This window comes from Halomonas sp. GXIMD04776, assembly GCF_049808615.1.
In the GTDB taxonomy this organism is placed as follows: domain Bacteria; phylum Pseudomonadota; class Gammaproteobacteria; order Pseudomonadales; family Halomonadaceae; genus Modicisalibacter.
In genome coordinates this window covers 197,129-216,371 of record NZ_JBNCAN010000003.1, presented here as the reverse complement: position 1 = coordinate 216,371, position 19,243 = coordinate 197,129, and the positions used below count along the sequence as shown (strand labels likewise).

Annotated in this window: 18 protein-coding genes and 2 pseudogenes; 13 read left to right on the top strand and 7 right to left on the bottom strand. The window is 61.5% G+C overall.

Translation table 11 applies throughout. The features are described 5' to 3' along the window. The 11 genes and pseudogenes from ACPF7Z_RS03315 to dsbG all read left to right on the top strand — a co-directional run. Nucleotides 1-258, top strand: a pseudogene (locus ACPF7Z_RS03315) (hypothetical protein); the annotation flags it as partial. Further along, nucleotides 255-974: a dethiobiotin synthase gene (gene bioD, locus ACPF7Z_RS03310; RefSeq protein ID WP_425191738.1), complete on the top strand. Its 720-nt coding sequence runs from the start codon at nt 255-257 to the stop codon at nt 972-974. The pseudogene ACPF7Z_RS03315 and the gene bioD, both read left to right, overlap by 4 nt. Then, a complete protein-coding gene (gene bioA, locus ACPF7Z_RS03305; RefSeq protein WP_425191737.1) occupies nt 971-2,239 on the top strand; it encodes an adenosylmethionine--8-amino-7-oxononanoate transaminase in 1,269 nt (422 codons plus the stop codon). Before bioD ends, bioA begins: the two co-directional genes overlap by 4 nt. A 169-nt stretch (nt 2,240-2,408) precedes the next feature. Further along, nucleotides 2,409-2,718, top strand: a pseudogene (locus tag ACPF7Z_RS03300) (pyridoxal-phosphate dependent enzyme); the annotation flags it as partial. 190 nt (nt 2,719-2,908) lie between these two features. Beyond that, on the top strand, nt 2,909-3,946 hold the full coding sequence (gene dctP / locus ACPF7Z_RS03295) for a TRAP transporter substrate-binding protein DctP (RefSeq protein ID WP_425191736.1): 1,038 nt from the start codon (nt 2,909-2,911) through the stop codon (nt 3,944-3,946). A gap of 21 nt (nt 3,947-3,967) precedes the next feature. Next, nucleotides 3,968-4,471 (top strand): TRAP transporter small permease, encoded by a 504-nt coding sequence (locus tag ACPF7Z_RS03290; RefSeq protein WP_425191735.1) that lies wholly within the window; start codon nt 3,968-3,970, stop codon nt 4,469-4,471. Beyond that, nucleotides 4,468-5,745 (top strand): TRAP transporter large permease, encoded by a 1,278-nt coding sequence (locus tag ACPF7Z_RS03285; RefSeq protein ID WP_425191734.1) that lies wholly within the window; start codon nt 4,468-4,470, stop codon nt 5,743-5,745. Before ACPF7Z_RS03290 ends, ACPF7Z_RS03285 begins: the two co-directional genes overlap by 4 nt. A gap of 4 nt (nt 5,746-5,749) precedes the next feature. Then, complete coding sequence (locus tag ACPF7Z_RS03280) at nt 5,750-6,520, top strand: M15 family metallopeptidase (protein ID WP_425191733.1); 771 nt, start codon at nt 5,750-5,752, stop codon at nt 6,518-6,520. A 67-nt stretch (nt 6,521-6,587) separates the two neighbouring features. Continuing rightward, nucleotides 6,588-8,579: a protein-disulfide reductase DsbD gene (dsbD, locus tag ACPF7Z_RS03275; RefSeq protein ID WP_425191732.1), complete on the top strand. Its 1,992-nt coding sequence runs from the start codon at nt 6,588-6,590 to the stop codon at nt 8,577-8,579. Further along, on the top strand, nt 8,576-9,397 hold the full coding sequence (locus ACPF7Z_RS03270; protein WP_425191731.1) for a prolipoprotein diacylglyceryl transferase family protein: 822 nt from the start codon (nt 8,576-8,578) through the stop codon (nt 9,395-9,397). The genes dsbD and ACPF7Z_RS03270 overlap by 4 nt, the downstream gene beginning before the upstream one ends. An 84-nt stretch (nt 9,398-9,481) precedes the next feature. Then, nucleotides 9,482-10,267 carry a thiol:disulfide interchange protein DsbG gene (gene dsbG / locus ACPF7Z_RS03265; protein WP_425191730.1) on the top strand — a complete coding sequence of 262 codons (786 nt, stop codon included), beginning with the start codon at nt 9,482-9,484 and terminating at the stop codon, nt 10,265-10,267. 8 nt (nt 10,268-10,275) lie between these two features. Here dsbG and ACPF7Z_RS03260 read toward each other — a convergent pair whose 3' ends face one another. From ACPF7Z_RS03260 to ACPF7Z_RS03250, 3 genes are read right to left on the bottom strand one after another with little or no spacing between them, the layout of a single operon-like run. After that, entirely contained in the window at nt 10,276-11,589 is a 1,314-nt protein-coding gene (locus ACPF7Z_RS03260) for an ATP-binding protein (protein ID WP_425191729.1), read from the bottom strand. Beyond that, nucleotides 11,586-12,278, bottom strand: a complete 693-nt coding sequence (locus ACPF7Z_RS03255) for a response regulator (RefSeq protein ID WP_425191728.1) — start codon at nt 12,276-12,278, stop codon at nt 11,586-11,588. Before ACPF7Z_RS03255 ends, ACPF7Z_RS03260 begins: the two co-directional genes overlap by 4 nt. Nucleotides 12,279-12,323: 45 nt before the next feature. Continuing rightward, nucleotides 12,324-13,190, bottom strand: coding sequence for an MBL fold metallo-hydrolase (locus ACPF7Z_RS03250; RefSeq protein WP_425191727.1), 867 nt, complete (start codon nt 13,188-13,190; stop codon nt 12,324-12,326). A gap of 156 nt (nt 13,191-13,346) precedes the next feature. Here ACPF7Z_RS03250 and ACPF7Z_RS03245 point away from each other — a divergent pair, with 156 nt between their 5' ends. After that, entirely contained in the window at nt 13,347-13,751 is a 405-nt protein-coding gene (locus ACPF7Z_RS03245; RefSeq protein ID WP_425191726.1) for a SirB2 family protein, read from the top strand. A 32-nt stretch (nt 13,752-13,783) separates the two neighbouring features. On the opposite strand, the gene ACPF7Z_RS03240 is transcribed toward ACPF7Z_RS03245, so the two are convergent. Together ACPF7Z_RS03240 and fnr are read right to left on the bottom strand one after the other, a co-directional pair. Further along, nucleotides 13,784-15,097: a hypothetical protein gene (locus ACPF7Z_RS03240; protein ID WP_425191725.1), complete on the bottom strand. Its 1,314-nt coding sequence runs from the start codon at nt 15,095-15,097 to the stop codon at nt 13,784-13,786. A gap of 142 nt (nt 15,098-15,239) precedes the next feature. Beyond that, entirely contained in the window at nt 15,240-16,007 is a 768-nt protein-coding gene (gene fnr, locus ACPF7Z_RS03235; protein ID WP_425191724.1) for a fumarate/nitrate reduction transcriptional regulator Fnr, read from the bottom strand. Nucleotides 16,008-16,213: 206 nt separating this feature from the next. On the opposite strand from fnr, the gene ACPF7Z_RS03230 reads away from it, so the two are divergent. After that, nucleotides 16,214-16,531: a carboxymuconolactone decarboxylase family protein gene (locus ACPF7Z_RS03230; protein WP_425191723.1), complete on the top strand. Its 318-nt coding sequence runs from the start codon at nt 16,214-16,216 to the stop codon at nt 16,529-16,531. A 61-nt stretch (nt 16,532-16,592) separates the two neighbouring features. Here the strand turns inward: ACPF7Z_RS03230 and narL are convergent, their stop codons facing one another. Continuing rightward, a complete protein-coding gene (narL, locus tag ACPF7Z_RS03225) occupies nt 16,593-17,234 on the bottom strand; it encodes a two-component system response regulator NarL (RefSeq protein ID WP_425191722.1) in 642 nt (213 codons plus the stop codon). Further along, nucleotides 17,231-19,003 carry a histidine kinase gene (locus ACPF7Z_RS03220; protein WP_425191721.1) on the bottom strand — a complete coding sequence of 591 codons (1,773 nt, stop codon included), beginning with the start codon at nt 19,001-19,003 and terminating at the stop codon, nt 17,231-17,233. The genes narL and ACPF7Z_RS03220 overlap by 4 nt, the downstream gene beginning before the upstream one ends. Nucleotides 19,004-19,243: the final 240 nt, after the last annotated feature.

Here is a 19,243-nt window from a genome sequence, read left to right as displayed (position 1 = left end):
CAGTTGGCAGAAGACGGGGCAATCGAGATGCAGCCGGCGTTGGCTCAGCTGCCAAGCGTAACGCCGGTGGGTATGGCAAGTCTTCTGCCCGGGGCCAACGACCTGCTGGAGCTGGAGAACCAGGTGGCTCGGCCCGGGATACGACGCCGGCGCGCCGAACTCGTCCGTGCCGAAAAGCGCTACGAGGCGCTGCGCGCCCCCGCCGGGCTGCCGGTCAGCTATCACCTGTTCACCCTGCAATTGAAGGCTGAGTCATGACCACTTTCTTCGTGACCGGCACCGGCACGGACGTGGGCAAGACCCTCGTCGCCTGCGCCCTGCTGGCCCGGGCCCGCTCCCTGGGGCTGACCACCCTGGGGCTCAAGCCGGTGGCCTCGGGTTGCCACGCCACGCCGCAAGGCTTGCGCAACGTCGACGCCCTGGCGCTGCAGGCCCAAAGTCACCCCGGCCTGGCTTATGCGCACATCAATCCCGTGGCTTTCGTCCCGCCCATCGCGCCGCATCTGGCGGCCCGCCAGGCGGGTCAGGACGTGACCCTGGACATCCTGACCCGGGCGCTGTCGCCGGGGCTGGCCGAGCCCCGGGATCTGACCCTGATCGAAGGCGCCGGGGGCTGGCGGGTGCCGCTCAACGATCAGGAGGATCTGGCCGGGCTGGCGACACGTCTGGCCCTGCCGGTGATTCTGGTGGTGGGCCTCGAACTGGGCTGTCTGAACCAGGCGCGGCTCACGACGGAGGCGATTCGCGCCGACGGCCTGCCCCTGGCGGGGTGGGTGGGCAATCTGCTGGACGCGGACTTTGCCGCCGACGAGGCGATCTATCGCGCCAACCTGGCGACTCTCGACCGGCACCTGCCCGGCCCCTGCCTGGGGGTGGTGCCCCGGCTCGCCGCCGATACGCCCGAAGCGCTGGCCCGGGTCGGGGCGCGCCATCTTCGATTGCCCCTGTCTTTGTCTCGAAAGGAGAGCCCATGAACTCACCGGTCTGGCATCCCTATGCCCATCTCAAGACCCAGCGGCCCCCGCCCCGGGTCGTGGGCGGCGAGGGCGCGCATTTCCATCTGGACAGCGGCGAGACCCTGCTGGACGCCACCTGCTCCTGGTGGTGCATGATTCACGGCTACGCCCATCCGCGGCTGGTGGCGGCGATCCGCGAGCAGGCCGGCGAGCTGTGCCACGTGATGCTGGGCGGGTTGACCCACGAGCCCGCGGAGCGCCTGGCCCGGGAGCTGGTGCGCATCACCCCGCCGGGGCTCGATCACGTGTTCTTCTCCGACAGCGGCTCCGTGGGCATGGAAGTGGCCATGAAGATGGCGCTGCAGTATCACCATCTGCAGGGCAAGCCCGAAAAGCGCCGGCTGCTGTCGCTGATGAAGGCCTATCACGGCGACACCCTGGGCTGCATGGCGGTCTGCGATCCGGAGGAGGGCATGCATGCCCTGTTCAACGACGCCCTGCCGCGCCACCATTTCGCGCCGGCGCCCCGGGCCGGCTTCGATGCCGAGCCTGAGGCGGTGGAGAATGACCTCGACGGCCTGCGTCGGGTGCTGGAGCGCCATCACCGGGAGATCGCGGCGCTTACCATGGAACCGCTGCTGCAGGCCGCCGGCGGGCTCAACATGGTCTCGCCCCACTATCTGCGCGGCGCACGCAAGCTGTGCGACGAATTCGACGTGCTGCTGATCTTCGACGAGGTAGCCACCGGTTTCGGGCGCACCGGGCGGCTGTTCGCCGCCGACCACGCCGGGCTGTCGCCGGATATCATGGTGCTCTCCAAAGGGCTCACCGGCGGCTATCTGGGCCATGCCGCTACTCTGGCCACCGGCCGGGTGCACGAGGCCTTCATCGGCGACGGCCCGCTGCACGCCTTCATGCACGGGCCCACCTTCATGGGCAACCCCCTGGCCTGCCGGGTGGCGCTGGAAAGCCTGGCGGTCTTCGAGCAGGAAGACTACCTTGGCAGGATCGAAAGGCTCAACGGCGTACTGCGCCGGGAGCTGCTCGAGGACGAGGCGCTGCGCGCCCATCCCGCGGTAGCGGAGGTGCGAGTGCTGGGGGCCACCGCGGTGATCGAGATGCGCGACGCCGCCAGCCTGGCAGGCGTGGCGGATAACGCGCGGCGTCAGGGCGTCTGGCTGCGGCCCTTCGGCCGCTGGCTCTACACCATGCCGGCCTACGTCACCAGCGAGGAAGAGCTTCGTCATATCACTCGTGTGATGAAAGCGAGCATCGGGTGTTAGTCTTGAAAAACGACGCTGACAGGAGAAACGCAATGGCGCGCACCTACGATGACAACTCGCTGTCCATCGGCAACACGCCGCTGGTACGGCTCAATCGGGTCAACGAGGGGGCGATGGTCTGGTCCTGACCGAGCCCGCCAAGGGCATGTCCGGGGCCATCATCAAGACCAAGGAGCTGACCCCGGCGCCGCACAAGGTTCAGGGTATCGGCGCCGGCTTTGTTCCCGGCAACCTGGATTTGAGTCTGGTCGACCGAGTGGAGACGGTGAGCAATTGAGGATGCCATGGCCATAACCCATCGTCTGATGCAGGAGGAGGGCATCCTGTGCGGTATCTCTTGCAGCGCGGTGGTACGTATCGTCAAGCAGCCCGAGCACCAGGGTAAGAACATCGTCGTGGTGCTACCGGACTCCGCGGAGCGCTATCTCTCCTCGGCGCTGTTCGAGGGGCGCTTCGGCGAGTTGGAAACAACGCAGTGAAACGGGGCTGAACAGCTCACGAAAAGCCTGAGTAAAACATTCTGTGTATCTCAAGGCTTCAGGGGGGCTCTTCTCGAAGGACCGTCTTACAAGCCCGTTTTCATCATCGATAAACTCGACAGACCCTGCAGGTCTGCCAATACTGCCTATTGGATGCAGATGAAATCCGCACAACAACAAGGAGAGGGTCATGTCTCTTTTCCAGCGCTTTCTACCAGCGACACTGACAGTGTCATACCTATTGAGCACCTTGCTGTTTGTCGGTTCCGCCCAGGCAGCGACCAGCGTGAACCTGAGCTACAACGGCGCGCCGGACCCGGAGAAGAATGCGGTACACCTGTTCGCCACCAATCTCAAGGAGCTGGTGGCGGAGAAGACCGATGGCGAGCTTGAACTCAAGCTCTATCCCAACAGTCAGCTCGGCGAAGAGCAGGCGCGCATGGAGCAGACCATGAGCTCGCCAAATCTGAATATCGCCTCTTTCGCCGGGGTATCACCGGTGATGCCGGAAATCTTCGTCAGCGCCATTCCTTTCCTGTTCGAGGATTTCGAGGCGGCGCGAAGCTTCTTCGATGAGGGCGACTACTGGCAGGCATTCGACGAGACGCTGCGCGAGCGCACCGGCATCGAGATGCTGGCGGTGGTCGAGGAGGGCGGTTTTCTGGCCTTCACCAACAATGAAAAGCCCATTCGTTCCCCTGAGGATTTCGACGGACTGCGCTTTCGCGCCATGGACCCCAGCCAGGTGGCGCTCTACGAGGCCTTCGGCGCCTCGGGCACGCCGATTCCCTGGACCGAGGTCTACATGGCCCTGCGTACCGGTGTGGCAGACGGACAGATGAATCCGCCGATGTATATCATTCTAGGGAGCCTCTACGAGGTGCAGGACTATCTGACCCTGGCCAACATCCAGTACTCGGATCAGTTTCTGGTGGGCAATGGCGCCATGCTCGACGGCTGGGACGAGCCGATGCGCCAGGCCTTCCTGGAGGCGGTGGACGAGGCCAACGCCATGGCCCGGGAGCACAATGAGGCCAAGGTGGACGAGCGCATCGCCTATCTCGAGGAGCAGGGCATGCAGATCATCGAGCCCTCCGAGGAGAATCTGAACGCCTTTCGCGAGCAGGGGCAGCCGGCTTACCTGGAATGGCTTAAGACCCAGGACATCGAGCAGCGCTGGATCGATATGGCCCTCGATGACGCCGGTATGACCCAGCTGGCCCAGTGACGATGGCGGCCGTTTCACGCCATGGCTAGCGCGCTGCTCACCCTACGGACGCGGGTGCTGACGGTCAGCCGAACGGTATCGCTGACCGTCGCCAGTGCCCTGTTGCTGATCAATCTGGGGGTCATCCTCTATGCGGTCTTTCTGCGCTATCTGGCCGGCGGTGCCCCCATCTGGTCCGACGAGCTGGCGCGCTTTCTGATCATCGGCGCGGTGCTGCTGGCCGCCGGCGCGGTGTGGGTGGAGGGCGGCCATATGCGGGTCGCCTTGATCGAGCGGCTGTTGCCGCTGCCGCTGTGTCGCCTGCTCAATCTGTACCAATGGCTGCTGACGCTGGCCCTGGCCATTGGCGGTGCCCTGTTCAGCTATCGCTATGCCCAGTCGGTGGCCATGTTCACCAGCTCAGGCTTGGGCATCAGCCGTACCATCCCCATGATGTCGATGCCCATCGGCTTTGCTCTGCTGGCCTGGCACGCCCTGTGGTATGGGCCGGCACCGCTTAAGACGATGGCGGAGCAGGACGCATGACCCTCACCATGCTGGCGGTCTTTCTGGTGCATGTGCTGCTCGGCCTGCCGCTGTTTCTTGCGCTGTTGGCCACGGCGGTGGTGGGCTTTCTGTTCGTCGACCCAGGCATGCTGGCGCGCATGATGCCGCAGCAGTTCTTTGGCGGCATCAATGTCTTTTCGCTGATGGCGATACCGCTATTCATCCTGGCGGGCAATCTGATGAACGCAAGCGGTTTGACCGATCGCCTGATGGGCCTGGCGCGCCTGCTGGTCGGGCATCTGCGCGGGGGCATGGGGCACGTCAACGTGGTGTCGAGCGTGTTCTTCGCCGGGGTCAACGGCTCTGCCGTAGCGGATACCTCGGCGCTGGGGGCGCTGCTGGTGCCGCCGATGCGCAAGGAGGGCTACTCCACCGCCTTCGCTGCCGGCCTGACCGCCGGCAGCTCGCTGATCGGGCCGATCATCCCGCCCAGCATCTTCATGATTCTGTACGCTTCCTTGACCAATACCTCCGTGGGAGATCTGTTCCTGGCCGGTGTGATTCCCGGGCTGGTCCTGGGAGCGGCCTTCATGGTGATGAATGCCCTGTACGCCTGGCGCAAGAGCTTGACCAAACGTGGTGGATGGCCTGGGGTCTCTGAGTTGGGCAGGGCGGCGCTGGCGGCCTTGCCGGCGTTGATTGCGCCGTTCATCATCGTCGCCGGCATCGTATTGGGCTTCGTCACACCCACGGAATCCGGTGCGCTGACGGCGCTTTACGTGGCCCTGTGCGGTCTTGTCTTGGGCAATCTGCGCCCGGTGGATTTCTGGCGGGCGATCGTCGAGACGACTCGGCTCACCTCGGCGATATTCTTGATCATGGCGGCCTCGGCGACGATCAGTTGGCTGCTCTCCTATGCCCAGGTGCCCACTCAGTTTGTCGAGCTGCTGGCGCCCTATACCGATCGGCCGATCCTGGTGCTGCTGATGCTCAGCGGCATCACCTTCATCACCGGCATGTTCATGGAAGAGGTCTCAGCATTGATGCTGCTGACCCCGATCTTCGCCCCGGTGGCGATGATGGCGGGCATCGATACGGTGCATCTGGGCATCATCATCACCCTGAACATCACCATCGCCCTGATCACGCCTCCCATGGGGGCCTGTGTGTTCGTCGCGGCGGCGGTCAGCCGTCTCGAGATCACGGCGCTGTTTCGGACCATCTGGCCTTTCGTCTTGACCGCGGTGCTGGTGCTGTTGATATTGATTCTTTTCCCGCCCCTGACCCTGTGGTTGCCCAGCGTACTTGGATGATGCAATGAGCGAGACTGTCTTTACCTCCGCAAGCGTGGAGCCACCGCCGATTCCCAGCCGGCCCGAGCCGGACTGGGCGACCTTGAACTGTATTCCCATTCTGGCGGAGGATGCGCCGCTGGTGCCGGTAAGTCTGGCCCCCGCGCCGCTGAAAACCTTTCCTGTCTATGCCAAGCAAGGCCTTCCTGGCGCGGTGACCGATTGCTATGTGCGCGAAGCGGTTTACCGGCGCCTGCTCGCCGCGGCGCGTTCGTTGCCCGAAGGGCTCGGCCTGGTGGTGCTCGATGGCTGGCGGCCCTGGCGGGTCCAGCAGTATCTGTTCGATACGCTTTTCGAGGCGATTCGCTCTCGTCACCCTGACGCCGACGATGACGTGCTTCTTGCACGCACCCGGGAGTTCGTCTCCGTGCCCAGCACCGACTCAAACGCGCCCAGCCCGCATCTGACCGGTGGCGCGGTAGACGTGACCCTGTGCGACGCGGATGGCTTGATGCTCGATATGGGAACGCTATTCGACGAAGCCGTGCCGGCCTCCCACAGCGATTATTTCGAGCGCCAGGGCGATGATCTCGATGAGCGCCAGCGTCTGGCCCGGGGTCGCCGACGGCTGCTCCATCACGTCATGCGCGAACAGGGCTTCACCAACCTGCCCAGCGAGTGGTGGCACTTCGATTTCGGCGACCAGCTGTGGGCCCTGTATGGCGGCCATGCCCAGGCGCTCTACGGCCCGGCGGAGTTGGAGACGATCGAGAGTCGCTGGCGGCGGCAGCTGTAATGAATGGCTAATGCCCAGCTAATCTGCGTCTGTCAAAATAGGGGTTTACCCTAAATGGAGTGGCTCGATGGCGGACGGTGCTCTGTCGCGTTTATTTATACGGTTGCTATTGCCGTTGATGCTGGTCTTGCTGAGTCAGAGCGCTCTGGCGGCGAATCAGGATTTTCTGCCTGTCGAAAAGGCCTTCAAGCTACATGCCGAGCAGCAGGGCGATGAAGTCCTGCTGCGTTGGGAGATCGCGCCGGGTTACTACCTCTATCGTCACCGCCTGGGTATCGAGGGCGCGCCTTCCGCCATCGCGCCGTTGTCCCTGCGCGATGGCGAGATCATAACCGATGAGTATTTCGGCGAGTCCGAGGTCTATTACGAGGATCTCGAGGTGCGGGTCGAGCCCGAGGAGGCCAAGCGCCTGGCATTGACCTGGCAGGGCTGCGCCGAGGATGGCCTATGCTACGCCCCGCAGCGTGACACGCTGGATCTGGCCAGTATGAGCCTGGAAAACGGCACTCTGGCGGGCAGTGGTTTCTTCTCGTCCCTGAGCGGCTCTGGCTCTAATTCCGGTTCTAACTCCGATTCTGGTTCGTGGTTTGGTTCCAGCGACGCTAGTGAATCCAGCGCCAGCAGCCCGGCGATGAGCAAGGCCGAAGAGAGCGTCACCGGTGACAGCGTTACCGGAGAAAGCGAATTCGAGCAAAAAGGCGCCACGGTCGCGAATTCCCCAGCCGGTGACGCAGCGCTGGGCGAGGATCAGTTCCTGGCCGCGCAGCTATCCGATGCCTCGTTTGGCTGGGCCCTGGCAGCCTTCTTCGGCATGGGGCTGCTGCTGGTCTTCACTCCCTGCGTGCTGCCGATGATCCCGATCCTGTCGAGCCTGGTGGTAGGCTCCGGCGCCAGTGCCAGGCGCGGCCTGCTGCTTTCCATCGCTTTCGTTTTGCCCATGGCGTTGACCTACGCCGTGATCGGCGTCATCGCCGCCCTGGCCGGCGCCAATCTGCAGGCGATGCTGCAGACCCCCTGGGTGCTGGGGTTGTTCGCGCTGCTCTTCGTGGTTCTGGCCCTGGCCATGTTCGGACTTTTCGAGCTGCAGCTGCCTCAGGCGCTTCGTCAGCGTCTCGACAACATGCAGCAGCGCCAGCGCGGCGGTACCTTGGGCGGCGCCGCGGCCATGGGAATGCTCTCGGCGATACTGGTCGGCCCCTGCATGACGGCGCCCCTGGCCGGTGCGCTTCTATATATCGCCGATAGCGGCGATGCCCTGCTGGGCGGTACCGCGCTGCTGGCCTTGGGTTTGGGTATGGGCGCGCCGCTACTGCTGGTCGGCGCCCTGGGTGCGCGGCTGTTGCCTCGACCGGGAGCCTGGATGACTCGGGTCAAGGTGCTGTTCGGCTTCGTGTTGTTGGGCATGGCCATCTGGTTCGTCGCCCGGGTGATTCCGGACAGCATCGAGCTGGGGCTGTGGGGCGCCTGGCTGGTAGGAATCGCCGTCGCGCTGTGGCAGGCGAGTCAGGCCCCCGTGCCGAGCCCCGGGCAGCTGGTCGCTCGTAGCGCCGGACTGATCCTCGGGCTGTGGGGGGCGGTGATGCTGGTAGGCAGCGCCGGGGGCGGTGATGATCCCTATCGGCCCTTGGCGTTTCTCCAGTCGGGCTCGACGAGTGCAGCCGTCCAGGAGGATTTCATGTCCCGCTTCGCGGATGTGAATGATCTCGACGGCCTGTCGCAGAAGCTCGATCTTGCCGGTGAGCGTGGCCAGTGGACCCTGGTGGATTTCTACGCCGACTGGTGTGTGTCCTGCAAGGTGATCGAGGACGAAGTGTTTGGCGATTCTCGGGTGCAGCAGGAGTTGGCAAGCATGCAGCTTCTGCGCCCGGATGTGACAAGAAACGATGTCGCCGATCAGGCACTGCTCAAGGCTTACGGCATCTTGGGGCCCCCGACCATTATGCTGATAGGCCCCGATGGCAAGGAGCGCCGAGACCTGCGAATCGTCGGTGAGATCAGTGCCGAGAAGTTTCTCGAGCGTCTGGACGAGGCACGCGAGGCACCGAGGAACGCCTCATGAGCTCGATCGATCAAAGCTTCGCCCTGGGCCCGCTGGTGATGAGCCTCAGCCAGCTGCTGCTGATTATCGCTTGTGCCATCGCGCTACTGGTTGGAGTGCTGGTTGCGACCCGGCACCGCGTTTCTATTGCCGATACGCTGATCAATCTTTTTCTGGTGGGTGTCGTGGTGGCACGCCTGGTGTTCGTGGCGCGCTACTTCAATGAGTACGACAGCCTTTGGGCCATGCTCGATATCCGTGATGGCGGCTTCAGTCTGGTCGGCGGACTTGTCGCTGCGCTGTTATATACGCTGTGGCGACTATGGCGCGTGCCGCAACAGCGAGCGGCGCTGATCAGTGCGGTGCTGACGGGGGCATTGGTCTGGGGAGGGGCCGTGGGTAGCCTGATGCTGATCGATCGACAGGCACGCCCATTGCCGGAGGTCGACCTGGCCGCTCTCGACGGAGAAACGACATCCCTGCCGGCGCTCTCCGAAGCATCTGGCGAACCCCTGGTGATCAATCTATGGGCCACCTGGTGCCCACCCTGTCGCCGCGAGATGCCGATGCTGGAGGCGGCCCAGCGCCGGGAGAGCGACGTCACCTTCGTGTTCGTCAACCAGGGCGAAGGCACCACCCAGGTGCACGACTTCCTCGAAGAGGAGGCCCTGGAATTGAACAATCTGCTGCTCGATCGCGGTGGCGCCCTGGGTCAGGCCGTGGGTTCGCAGGTCATGCCCACCACCCTGCTCTACGACGCCCAGGGGAAACTGCGCGAGACCCATTATGGCGAGCTTTCCCGTGCCAGCTTAACGGCCATGCTCGACAAGATACGCTGACGACTTTTACGACGAGGCGCTAACGACTTTTCCAGCGAGACGCTAACGGCTTCATTCGAAGCCCTATGACAAAAGGATGTTTTCATGATCGACCATCACCTGCACCGCGGTTTGCTGTTAGCCGCTCTGTCTGGCCTGCTCTGGCCCTTGGCCGGTGTCGCAGAAGACAATGATTCGAAGTGGCCGACACCGGTTCAGGCATTGGAAAAGCAAGGCTTGACCGTGCACGAGCGCTTCGAGGCCCCGGCAGGACTGACCGGCTACGCTGCGAGTGTGCAGGGCCGTGAAGTAGCGGTCTATGTCACCGAGGATGGCCAGCACGCCATCGTCGGCACCCTGCTTGATGCCGAGGGCAACGACCTTTCCGCCGAGCCTCTGGCCAAGCTGGTGGGCGGTCCCCAGGACGCCGCGCTGTGGCAACAGCTCGAGGAAAGTACCTGGATCGCCGACGGCGACGATGATGCCGAGCGGGTGCTCTATACCTTCACCGATCCCAACTGCCCTTATTGCCACAAGTTCTTCGAGCAAACGCGACCCTGGGTAGAGGCCGGGGAGGTGCAGCTTCGCCATATCATGGTGGGTATCCTCAAGAAGGATAGTCCGCAGAAGGCGGTCGCTCTGCTGGCTGCTGATGATCCTGCCCAGGCATTGCGTGCACATCAGCAAGGCGATGAGATCGAATTGCTCGACGAGCTGCCCAAGAAAGAGGAAGACGAGCTGTTCGCCAACAATCAGCTGATGCGTTCTCTGGGCCTTAGCGCCACGCCCAGCACCTTCTATCACACTGGGGAGAATGACCGGCTGTCGATAACCCAAGGTGCCCCGGGGGAAGAGGAGCTGGTGAAGATGATGGGGACGCCCAGACCCTGAACAGGCTCTTAGTTTTGGTGCTCGGGCAGCCGTAACGTCGCGATCAATCCTTGTGGCAGGTTGTGAGCGAACGTCAAATGGCCATCGAAGCGTTCGACGATGGCCGCCACGATGGCCAGGCCCAGGCCACTGCCGTGCCCACCGCCGTGACGCCAGAAGCGTTCGGTAAGCCTGTTCAGGGAGGCTTCGTCTACCCCGGCTCCGAGGTCGCTCACCATGAAGTCCAGTCCTGTATCTTCCTTCTTCAGCGTCAATCGCACCGAGTCCGGCGTCGGGCTGAAGCGTCGGGCGTTTTCCAGCAGATTGCGCAGGGCGGTCACCACCAGTTCATGGGGGCCTGCCAGACAGACCGGTTGCGTGGGCTGATCGACGCGGATGGTCTCGCGCGCCTCTGGCCCCAAAGACAGCAAGGCGTCCTCGACCACGGCGTCCGACCAGCACTCGGCCCGGGGCGCATCATCCTGGCTGCCCTCCAGGCGGGCCAGCATCAACAGCTGCTCCAGGGTGCTCTGCAATCGCGCCACTCCCTCTTCGGCCAATGCCTGGGCCTGTCGGGCCGCCTCTCCTTCACGACGACTGGCGATCTGCAGGTGTGTCTTGATGGCTGTCAACGGCGTGCGCAGTTCGTGAGCGGCGTCGCTGGTAAAGCGCTGCTCGCGTTCGAGGGTTTGCTGGATGCGTAGCAGCAGGTCATTGAGCGTCGCGACCAAAGGGCGCAGTTCCGCGGGCAACCCCTGAGCCGTCACCGGCGCCAGGGCGTTCGGTTGACGCTGGGCCAGGGAGTGCTGTAGCCGAGAAAGCGGACGCAGGCCATGCAGGATGACCACGGCCAGGGTCACCAGGCTGCCGACCAGAGCCACCAGAAAAGGTACCACGGCGACCAGGAGGATATTGCGTAGCAGCCGGTCACGCTCCTCCACCCGATCGGCGGTGGTGATGGTCAGGCCATTCTGGCGGTAGGTGAACACCCGCCACCGCACACCGTCGACCTGGCGATAGCTGTGTCCAGATGCCTGGGGTTCGAGCACGTCGTCCAGATCGTTATGGGTGCGAGCGATGATGTCGCCACCGGGAACCTGCACCTGGCAGGCCAGCCCTTCGATGGCAGGAATAGATAGACGGGGCCTTTCGGCACGATCCCAGACGTTTGCCGGCAGCGTGGAGGCCAGCCCGGCCACCATGCGGGCCGATTGGGCCAGGCGCTGATCGAGGGTGCGCTCCAGCTCATCGTTCAAGTCGCGCAGTAACCAGGCCGCGGCCAGGCCCCATAGCAGGGTCAGGGCCAGCCCCAGGGTCACCAGCAGGCGTGCGCGCAGACTCATTCGGCGCTCTTGGCATCGACGCCGATGGCCTTGGAGCCGCCAAGTCGATAGCCGAGACCGCGGACGGTATCGATCACCCCGCTTCCGAGCTTGCGGCGCAGGAAATGGATATGCACGTTGAGAGCGTTGCTCTCGACCTCGTCGTTCATGCCGTAGAGGCGGTCCTTGAGCTGATCCGCGGACAGCACGCTACCAGGGGACTGCAGGAAAACCTCGAGCAGCATCAGTTCCCGGCGTGGCAGCGAGATTTCATTTCCGTCGAGGGTCAGACGCCGGGCCAGCGGATCAAGGCACAGAGGGCCGTGCTCGATCAGGGCGCGGGAACGCCCGGCGGCGCGGCGCAGCAGTGCCTGCAATCGTGCCACCAGCTCATCCAGATCGAAGGGTTTGAGCAGATAGTCGTCGGCACCGCCCCGCAGTCCAGCGACTCGGTCGCTGACCGCGTCCCGGGCGGTGAGGATCAACACCGGCGTGGCCACCTCGGCGGCTCGCCACTCCGCGAGTAGATTCATGCCGTCGCCGTCGGGCAGACCCAGATCCAGCACCACTACATCGCTGGACAGGGTTCGCATGGCCGCCCGAGCCGAGGCCAGAGTCGCGACATGATTGGCCACGATGTCGTAGTCCGCCAGGCCGGCCTGAATACCCGAGGCGACCAGATCGTCATCTTCTATCAGCAGGACATGCATGTTCTCTTCTCGTGGGTGTCTGCGTTTGCCAGGCTCATGCAGACTTCAGAATAGATTGATGGGCACCTTGATATAGACCTGATCGTTGTTCTCGGCGGGCGGCAGTTGTCCAGCGCGCATGTTGACCTGCACTGAGGGCAATATCAAACGTGGCATGTCCAGGGTGGCATCCCGTTCGGTGCGCATCTTGACGAAGGCATCTTCATCGACGCCTTCATGCACGTGGATGTTGTCCGCGCGCTGTTCGGCCACACTACTCTGGTGCTGATACTCCTCGCGGCCGGGCGCCTTGTAGTCATGACACAGGAATAGCCGGGTCTGCGCCGGAAGTGCCAGCACCTTCTGGATCGAGCGATACAGGGTACGGGCGTCGCCACCGGGAAAATCGCAACGCGCGGTGCCGTAATCCGGCATGAATAGCGTATCGCCGACGAAGGCGGTATCGCCTACCACGTAGGTCAGGCAGGCTGGGGTGTGCCCCGGGGTGTGAAGTACCCGAGCTTCCAGGCCGCCAATGGTGAAGGTATCACCTTCCTCGAACAGACGATCGAACTGGCTGCCGTCCCGGGCAAACTCGGTGCCGGCGTTGAAGGCCTTGCCGAAGGTCTCCTGAACCTCGCGGATCTTCTTGCCGATACCGGTTTTGCCTCCCAGCTTCTCGTGCAGATAGGGCGCGGCGGAAAGATGGTCGGCATGTACATGGGTCTCGAGCACCCATTCGGCCGATAAATCATGGCGCTTAATGAAATCGATGATGGTGTCGGCGGAATGTACGTCGGTGCGACCGGCGGCGTAGTCGAAGTCGAGCACCGAGTCGAGGATGGCACAGGCATTGCTTTTGGGGTCCTGAACGATGTAGCTGAAGGTATTGGTTGGCTCATCGAAGAAGTGGGTCACGATCGGATTACACATGGCAGGTCTCCAGATTCGTTGGCATCATTCAAGATGCAGACACCGTGATGCAAAATAAGTTCTAACGTTAGGCTTTTTTAGCATAAAGATAATAGCGATATGCTATAAGATCGGGATGTCGCGTCAAATTCATTATCAGTAAATCAGAGAGATTGCATGGCGAGTTATCTGCTGATCAAACAGCTTCATATGCTGGCAGCAGGCTTGAGCCTGGCGCTATTCGTGCTGCGCGCCTGGTGGTCGGTACGCCGGTCGCCGCAACTTGGCCAGCGTTGGGTGCGCATTCTTCCGCATGTGATCGACACCCTGTTGCTGACGGCGGGGGTCACGCTAATGATCCTGCTCGAGGCCTGGCCGACCCGGCAACCCTGGCTGGCGGCCAAGCTGGTGGGGCTGGTGGCCTATATCGGCGTCGGGACCATCGCCATCAAACGCGGTCGCACTCCGGCCATACGGGGAGTTGCGGCGCTGGTGGCTATCGTGATCTTTGCTTACATCGTGGGTGCCGCCATCACCCACGATCCGCTCTCCTGGTGGCGAATGATCGCAGTACAGTCATGATCCGGCCAAGTGACACTGCCGGATGAGGATTATCAAACGATCCGGGACAAGCGTCGCCGTGACGTGCCCCGCGGAGGATCAAATAACCCTGCCACCCGTCCCAGCAGCAGATGCCCCGGGGGCAGTAGCCGGAGGGCGTCGGGCTGAATCGTCACCAGACCATCCTCAACGAAGGGCGCCAAGGCGGTCAGTTCCGGTGCGAAATAATTGCGAAAGACGATGCGGTAGCGCTCTTCGATCGCGGTGACGTCAAGCCACTGCCAACAGAGCAAGCAATGGATGATGTCAAGCCGTAGCAGATCGTCGAAACGCAGGTCATGCCCGCGCCAGATCGGCGGCTGTCTCTGATCGAGATGCCTGTAATAGCGTGGTATCTGTTGGGCATTCTGGCTGTAACTATCGTTTATATGGCTGAGCGCACCCGGTCCCAGGCCGATCAGATCGCAAGCCGCATGAGAAGAGTACCCGTGTAAGTTGTAGCTTAGCGTGCCTTGGCGCCAAGCCTGCGCCAGGGCATCGTCGGTCAGGGCGAAATGGCCCAGGCCAAGATGCACATAGCCGGCGGCCGCGAGTGACAGGATGGCGTGCTGCAAACGCGCCGGAGTGAGCGCTGCGGCATTGGTCCGTGTGCCGGCGGGGCGAGGGTGACACAGATTGAGCTGGTCCGGTCGTAGCGCTATTAACGTGGCCAGGTTCGCATCGAAGCCAGCAAGCGTCTGCCCGGGAGGGGCAAGGATCATCGTCATGCTTATCGCATGGAAATACGCATCTCGCGCGGCGTCGACAAGAAGCGCGAGGGCTTCCTCGCTGGGCTGAACCTTTAGATTCAAATGAGTGAATCCCAGCTCGCCGAGCAGCGCTATGTGACCTTCGGAAGTGTCATTCGCGTCCACATCGATAGTGCAGGTGGGCTGGTCGTCCTGAGCCAGACGAAAACGTTGCGCCAATACGCCAAACAGCCTTTCCCACTGCGCGTACTTCATGCATGTCGACAAGCCGCCACTCACATGAATGTGCTCGACGAGACGATCACTATCGAAAAGTGCGGCTTGCAAACCGATTTCCCGTTCGAGATAGCCAAGATATTCATGAATACGGGCTTTGTGATGAACGCTCGTCTTGTGACAGGCATCCGGTCCATCCAGCTCATGGCAGTCTGATAGGTATAGGGAAACCGAGAGTGGCTTGGGGATGGGATCCTCGTTGCTGGCCTGAGCCGCCAGGCGATGGTCCCGGGGCGAGAAGCCTTCGCGTAATAGCGTCAGAGGGAAATAGGGAGCATGACACGGGGCGATGCTGGCGTATTTTTTCAGTAAGACACGATCGAGCGTCGAGTGAGCAACCATCTCGTATCCTTCGAGAAAGGATTTTTACGCTCACTATAGCCAGCGTCGACACGCCCTGTGTTGACTTGAGTCACGTCTAATCAAACATCGCTCAAGGGACAGAGGCCACCGGCGTTACGTAGACACGTCTTGAGTAGAGGTATCACGCATGACGTGAACGTGAAGCCGAGCCAACATCCGGGGCGGCACCATAGGCGAGCTCCGTCAAGGCAGGCTTGTCGACGATGTTGATTTCCTTGCCGGCAATGTTGAGAAGCTTCTGTTCCTCCAGACGGCGGAAGGTCCGGCTCATTGTTTCCGGCACCAGTCCGAGATAATTGCCTAGATCCAGACGCGACATCGGCAGGCGGAAGCGGCTGGCGGAGAGGCCTCGATTGGCAAAGCGCTCCGAAAAATTCAAGAGGATGGCTGCCAGGCGCTGTTCCGCGGAGCGCCGAGTCAGTAGCTGAGCGGTCCCCTGTTCGGTCACCAGCTCGCGACTCATGATGCGAACTAACTGCTGCTGCAGTCCGGGGGCCTTTTCTCCCAAGGCTTCAAGGGAGTGGAAGGGGATCTCGCAGACACTCGAGGTTTCCATGGCGATGGCGGCGTTGGGGTGCCGATCGGACGTGATGGCCTCAAGCCCGATTACCTCACCGGGAAGATGAAAACCGGTAATATGCTCATCGCCGTTGGCCAGCAAGCTCGAGGTCTTGATCGAGCCGGTACGCACTGCATAGATGGCAGTGAAGGGATGCCCTGCCTGGAACAGATAGTCGCCGCGAGAGATGGGTTTGCGACGTTGCACGATCTTCTCGAGCTTGATGACATCCGCATTGGAAAGCGAATCCGGCAGGCACAGTTCGCGCAGACGACAATCGCGACAGTTGTCTCGCGTCTCGTTGAGTGCGGCAACGCGGGGCAGGGACATTTTTTCCTCCTCACTGTGAGCCTTGCCTGAGTTATATGAGCGATTCTAACTAAAAGAGGGCAAGGTCTCGATGGTTGCAGGCACATAGTATAGGTTAAATTGACAGGTGCCCAAGAATGAAAGGATGAAAATCGGATGTTGGCGCAAGGTCATACCTAGATTATTGTCGGCAATCATGACGTTAACTTTATAAGGAGTATGTCTTTATGTCTCAGCAGAATCTACCTTCCGGCGCCGGCGAAGTCGCCGAGCAGTACCCCGAAGTATGGAGTGCCTATGCTGCCCTGGGAGAGGCCTGCGCCGAGTCTGGGCCACTGGATGAGCGCACACGTCGCCTGGTCAAGCTGGCGCTGGCCGTGGGGGCCCGATCCGAAGGGGCGGTGCATTCCCACGCGAGGCGCGCCCTGGAAGAATCCATCGATGCCGAGGAGCTCAAGCAAGTGGCGATGATGTCGATCCCCACCCTGGGCTTTCCGGCGGCCGTGGCGGCCCTGACCTGGATCGAGGATGTCACCGATTCTTGAAAGAAGTGGTTAAACTAAGCTGTTGAAACAAGTGCTTCGATAGCCATGGCGAGAACAGGAATCATACCGCGCCATGATTGACCGCCCAGACGGCAGCTTCTACTCGGGAGCGCAAATTCAGCTTCTTGAGTAGATGCTTGACGTGTACCTTGACGGTGCCTTCGGTGATGGCCAATTGTCGTGCGATCATCTTGTTGCTGCGTCCCTTCGCAAGCGCACGCAGAATGTCCCGTTCCCGAGAGGTCAGGGTCGTCAGGACATCGACGGAGGCGGTTCGCCTGCCACCGATGGCGTCAGCAAGGATGGTCGCCAGCTGCGGGCTGACAACCATAATGCCTTTGGCCGCCTGCTGGATATGCACCAGCAGATCTTCGGGCTCCATGTCCTTGAGCAGATAGCCATCGGCCCCGGCGCGAAGTGCCGCCACGATATCCTCGTTGGCATCGGATACGGTCAGCATGACGATGCGCGTATCGATATCGGCACCGCGTATCTGTCCTAGGGCTTCCAGACCATCCACCTGCGCCATGTGCAGATCCATCAGGATCAGATCCAGGTCGAGCTCTGCCGCCATGCGCACGGCGTCAGCGCCATTGGACGCTTCCCCGGCTACCAGCATGTTGTCATCCATGTCGATCAGCTGGCGAACACCGCGGCGAAACAGCGGATGGTCGTCGACGATCAGGATACGGGGGCTAGTCATCGGTTATCTCCGGATAGCGGGCTCGAGTCATTCTCGTTAGCCAACCGAGGCATGAAGTGCAGTGCGACGAGTGTTCCTCCTTCGGGATGGCGCTGCATAGTGAGACGCCCACCAAGCGCTGCGGCACGCTCACGCATGATGATGGTACCGTAATGGTTCAGTCGCTCCCATTGATCCGGTAATCCGATGCCATCGTCGCGTAGACTCAGTTCTACGCCACCCTCTGCATCGTTACAAAGATGAATATCACAACGATGCGCCTTGGCGTGGTGGATCACGTTGGCCAGCGCTTCCCGCACAAGATGCAGGATATGCACTTCTTCATTAGGGGTAAGCGGAGACTGCTCAAGGGCTTGGTCGAAGGAGTGGTGGAGGGCATCGTTGAGCCGTATCTCGAGTCCACCGCGTCGTGAAAATTCCTGGGTCGTTTCATGCAGCGCTGTTTCGAGCCCCGCGGCGTTCATCTGCAGTCGGAAGGTGTTGAGCAGCTCCCGCAACTGGCGGTAGGCCGCATTGAGGCCTTCGCGTAGCTCATCGATGACGGCCTGCTGATCCGTCTGGGGTTTTTGCTGGCGAATCTGCATCTGCAGTCGGGCCACCTGAATCTTCAGATAGGACAGCGACTGGGCGAGAGAGTCGTGAAGCTCTCGGGCGATGACCGCCCGTTCATCCATCAGGGCCAGCCTGCGTTGCTCATCGGACTTTTTGGCAAGGGATAGAGCCGCGGCAATCAGGTCGGCGACGGTTTCGATCAGTTCTTGTTGCCAATGCTGTGGCCCGTGATCCTGCGGATAGCGCAGCAGAAGCATGCCGTAATGCTGTCCGGCTTTTTCGACGGCAATGGCCCGAGCGTCGGCGGGGGCGCTATCGTTGCCCAGGTACAGGGTGATCGAGTCGACGCCGGTGACCCGCTCGAGCTGATCGAGTACCTCTCGATAGCGCTCATGGCCCGTAGAGAAACCGCTGAACTGGCGCGCCGCCTGATAGAGCAGGCTCAGTGCATCGTTGCTGCGTTGAAGCTCGGCAGTCTTGAGCGTAACCCGCTGTTCCAGCTGAGCATACATCTGCGAAAGACTCTCGTTCATCTGGTTGATGGTGCGCGAGATCAGGCCGAGTTCATTGTCGTTGCGGTAGTGGGTGCGGTGATCAAAATTCCCTTGGCGTGCCTGATTGACCACAGTGAACAACTCTCGCAGCGGGGGCATGATATTGGCTAACTGGTACATTGCGAAAAAGGCCAATACCAAGGTCAGGAAAAGCGCAATCCCCTGTACCAGGCGAAGCATCTCGATGCGCGATTCCGCTCTTTCTTGCAGTTGGCTGACGAATGCATCCATTTCGTCGACGAAGCGTGCAACCCGCTCGGATAACGCCTGCTCCTTTTCAACATCCGGCATCAGCATGGCGGGGCGCAGTATCTCCTGCCATTGGCGAATCACCTCGTTATAGCGAATCGTCAGGGGATGCTGTGATCCACCCGGAACAAACGAGACGATCGAGTCTTCTCGCAGAGTTTCGTCAAGGCGGGTGACGCGTTGCTCGATAAGATCATCTGCCCCCAGCGACTGGTCCAGAGTGCTGTAAAGGCGATAGGCCTGCATGCGTATCGAGCCGGCCTGATTGATCGCCGCGGCGTCGCCGCTGGCCGTTTCGGCAATGACGATCGAGCCCAACATGCTGGTAAGGGCAAGGACGACGATGCCGGCCATGATCAGCCCTGCGCGAAAGAACAGGGATTGGCCAAAGGTGTAAGGCATGAGGGGGTCCATGGGCCACTACCTCTTTTGAGTCGTTATGTCGTTCTTGCCCATAACAAGTCATCTAAAATTCCTATTAATCCATTCGATACAAATACTTGAAATATATTTTTGGAATACCTCTTAAGTGGTATTCCGATCTATTCGGCTACTTTCCAGTCAATCGTTCCTTGATTCAGGTCAATAGGTCTCAAGACTCCCTGTAGCAATGTGCCTCTAGTCGGCTCTTATCCGATTCCAAGGGGACCTGCC

Excerpts from the sequence above, each read along its gene's own strand:
- bioD (WP_425191738.1), top strand. The coding sequence starts at position 255 with ATGACCACTTTCTTCGTGACCGGCACCGGCACGGACGTGGGCAAGACC.
- bioA (WP_425191737.1), top strand. The coding sequence starts at position 971 with ATGAACTCACCGGTCTGGCATCCCTATGCCCATCTCAAGACCCAGCGG.
- dctP (WP_425191736.1), top strand. The coding sequence starts at position 2,909 with ATGTCTCTTTTCCAGCGCTTTCTACCAGCGACACTGACAGTGTCATAC.
- ACPF7Z_RS03290 (WP_425191735.1), top strand. The coding sequence starts at position 3,968 with ATGGCTAGCGCGCTGCTCACCCTACGGACGCGGGTGCTGACGGTCAGC.
- ACPF7Z_RS03285 (WP_425191734.1), top strand. The coding sequence starts at position 4,468 with ATGACCCTCACCATGCTGGCGGTCTTTCTGGTGCATGTGCTGCTCGGC.
- ACPF7Z_RS03280 (WP_425191733.1), top strand. The coding sequence starts at position 5,750 with ATGAGCGAGACTGTCTTTACCTCCGCAAGCGTGGAGCCACCGCCGATT.
- dsbD (WP_425191732.1), top strand. The coding sequence starts at position 6,588 with ATGGCGGACGGTGCTCTGTCGCGTTTATTTATACGGTTGCTATTGCCG.
- ACPF7Z_RS03270 (WP_425191731.1), top strand. The coding sequence starts at position 8,576 with ATGAGCTCGATCGATCAAAGCTTCGCCCTGGGCCCGCTGGTGATGAGC.
- dsbG (WP_425191730.1), top strand. The coding sequence starts at position 9,482 with ATGATCGACCATCACCTGCACCGCGGTTTGCTGTTAGCCGCTCTGTCT.
- ACPF7Z_RS03260 (WP_425191729.1), bottom strand. The coding sequence starts at position 11,589 with ATGAGTCTGCGCGCACGCCTGCTGGTGACCCTGGGGCTGGCCCTGACC.
- ACPF7Z_RS03255 (WP_425191728.1), bottom strand. The coding sequence starts at position 12,278 with ATGCATGTCCTGCTGATAGAAGATGACGATCTGGTCGCCTCGGGTATT.
- ACPF7Z_RS03250 (WP_425191727.1), bottom strand. The coding sequence starts at position 13,190 with ATGTGTAATCCGATCGTGACCCACTTCTTCGATGAGCCAACCAATACC.
- ACPF7Z_RS03245 (WP_425191726.1), top strand. The coding sequence starts at position 13,347 with ATGGCGAGTTATCTGCTGATCAAACAGCTTCATATGCTGGCAGCAGGC.
- ACPF7Z_RS03240 (WP_425191725.1), bottom strand. The coding sequence starts at position 15,097 with ATGGTTGCTCACTCGACGCTCGATCGTGTCTTACTGAAAAAATACGCC.
- fnr (WP_425191724.1), bottom strand. The coding sequence starts at position 16,007 with ATGTCCCTGCCCCGCGTTGCCGCACTCAACGAGACGCGAGACAACTGT.
- ACPF7Z_RS03230 (WP_425191723.1), top strand. The coding sequence starts at position 16,214 with ATGTCTCAGCAGAATCTACCTTCCGGCGCCGGCGAAGTCGCCGAGCAG.
- narL (WP_425191722.1), bottom strand. The coding sequence starts at position 17,234 with ATGACTAGCCCCCGTATCCTGATCGTCGACGACCATCCGCTGTTTCGC.
- ACPF7Z_RS03220 (WP_425191721.1), bottom strand. The coding sequence starts at position 19,003 with ATGGACCCCCTCATGCCTTACACCTTTGGCCAATCCCTGTTCTTTCGC.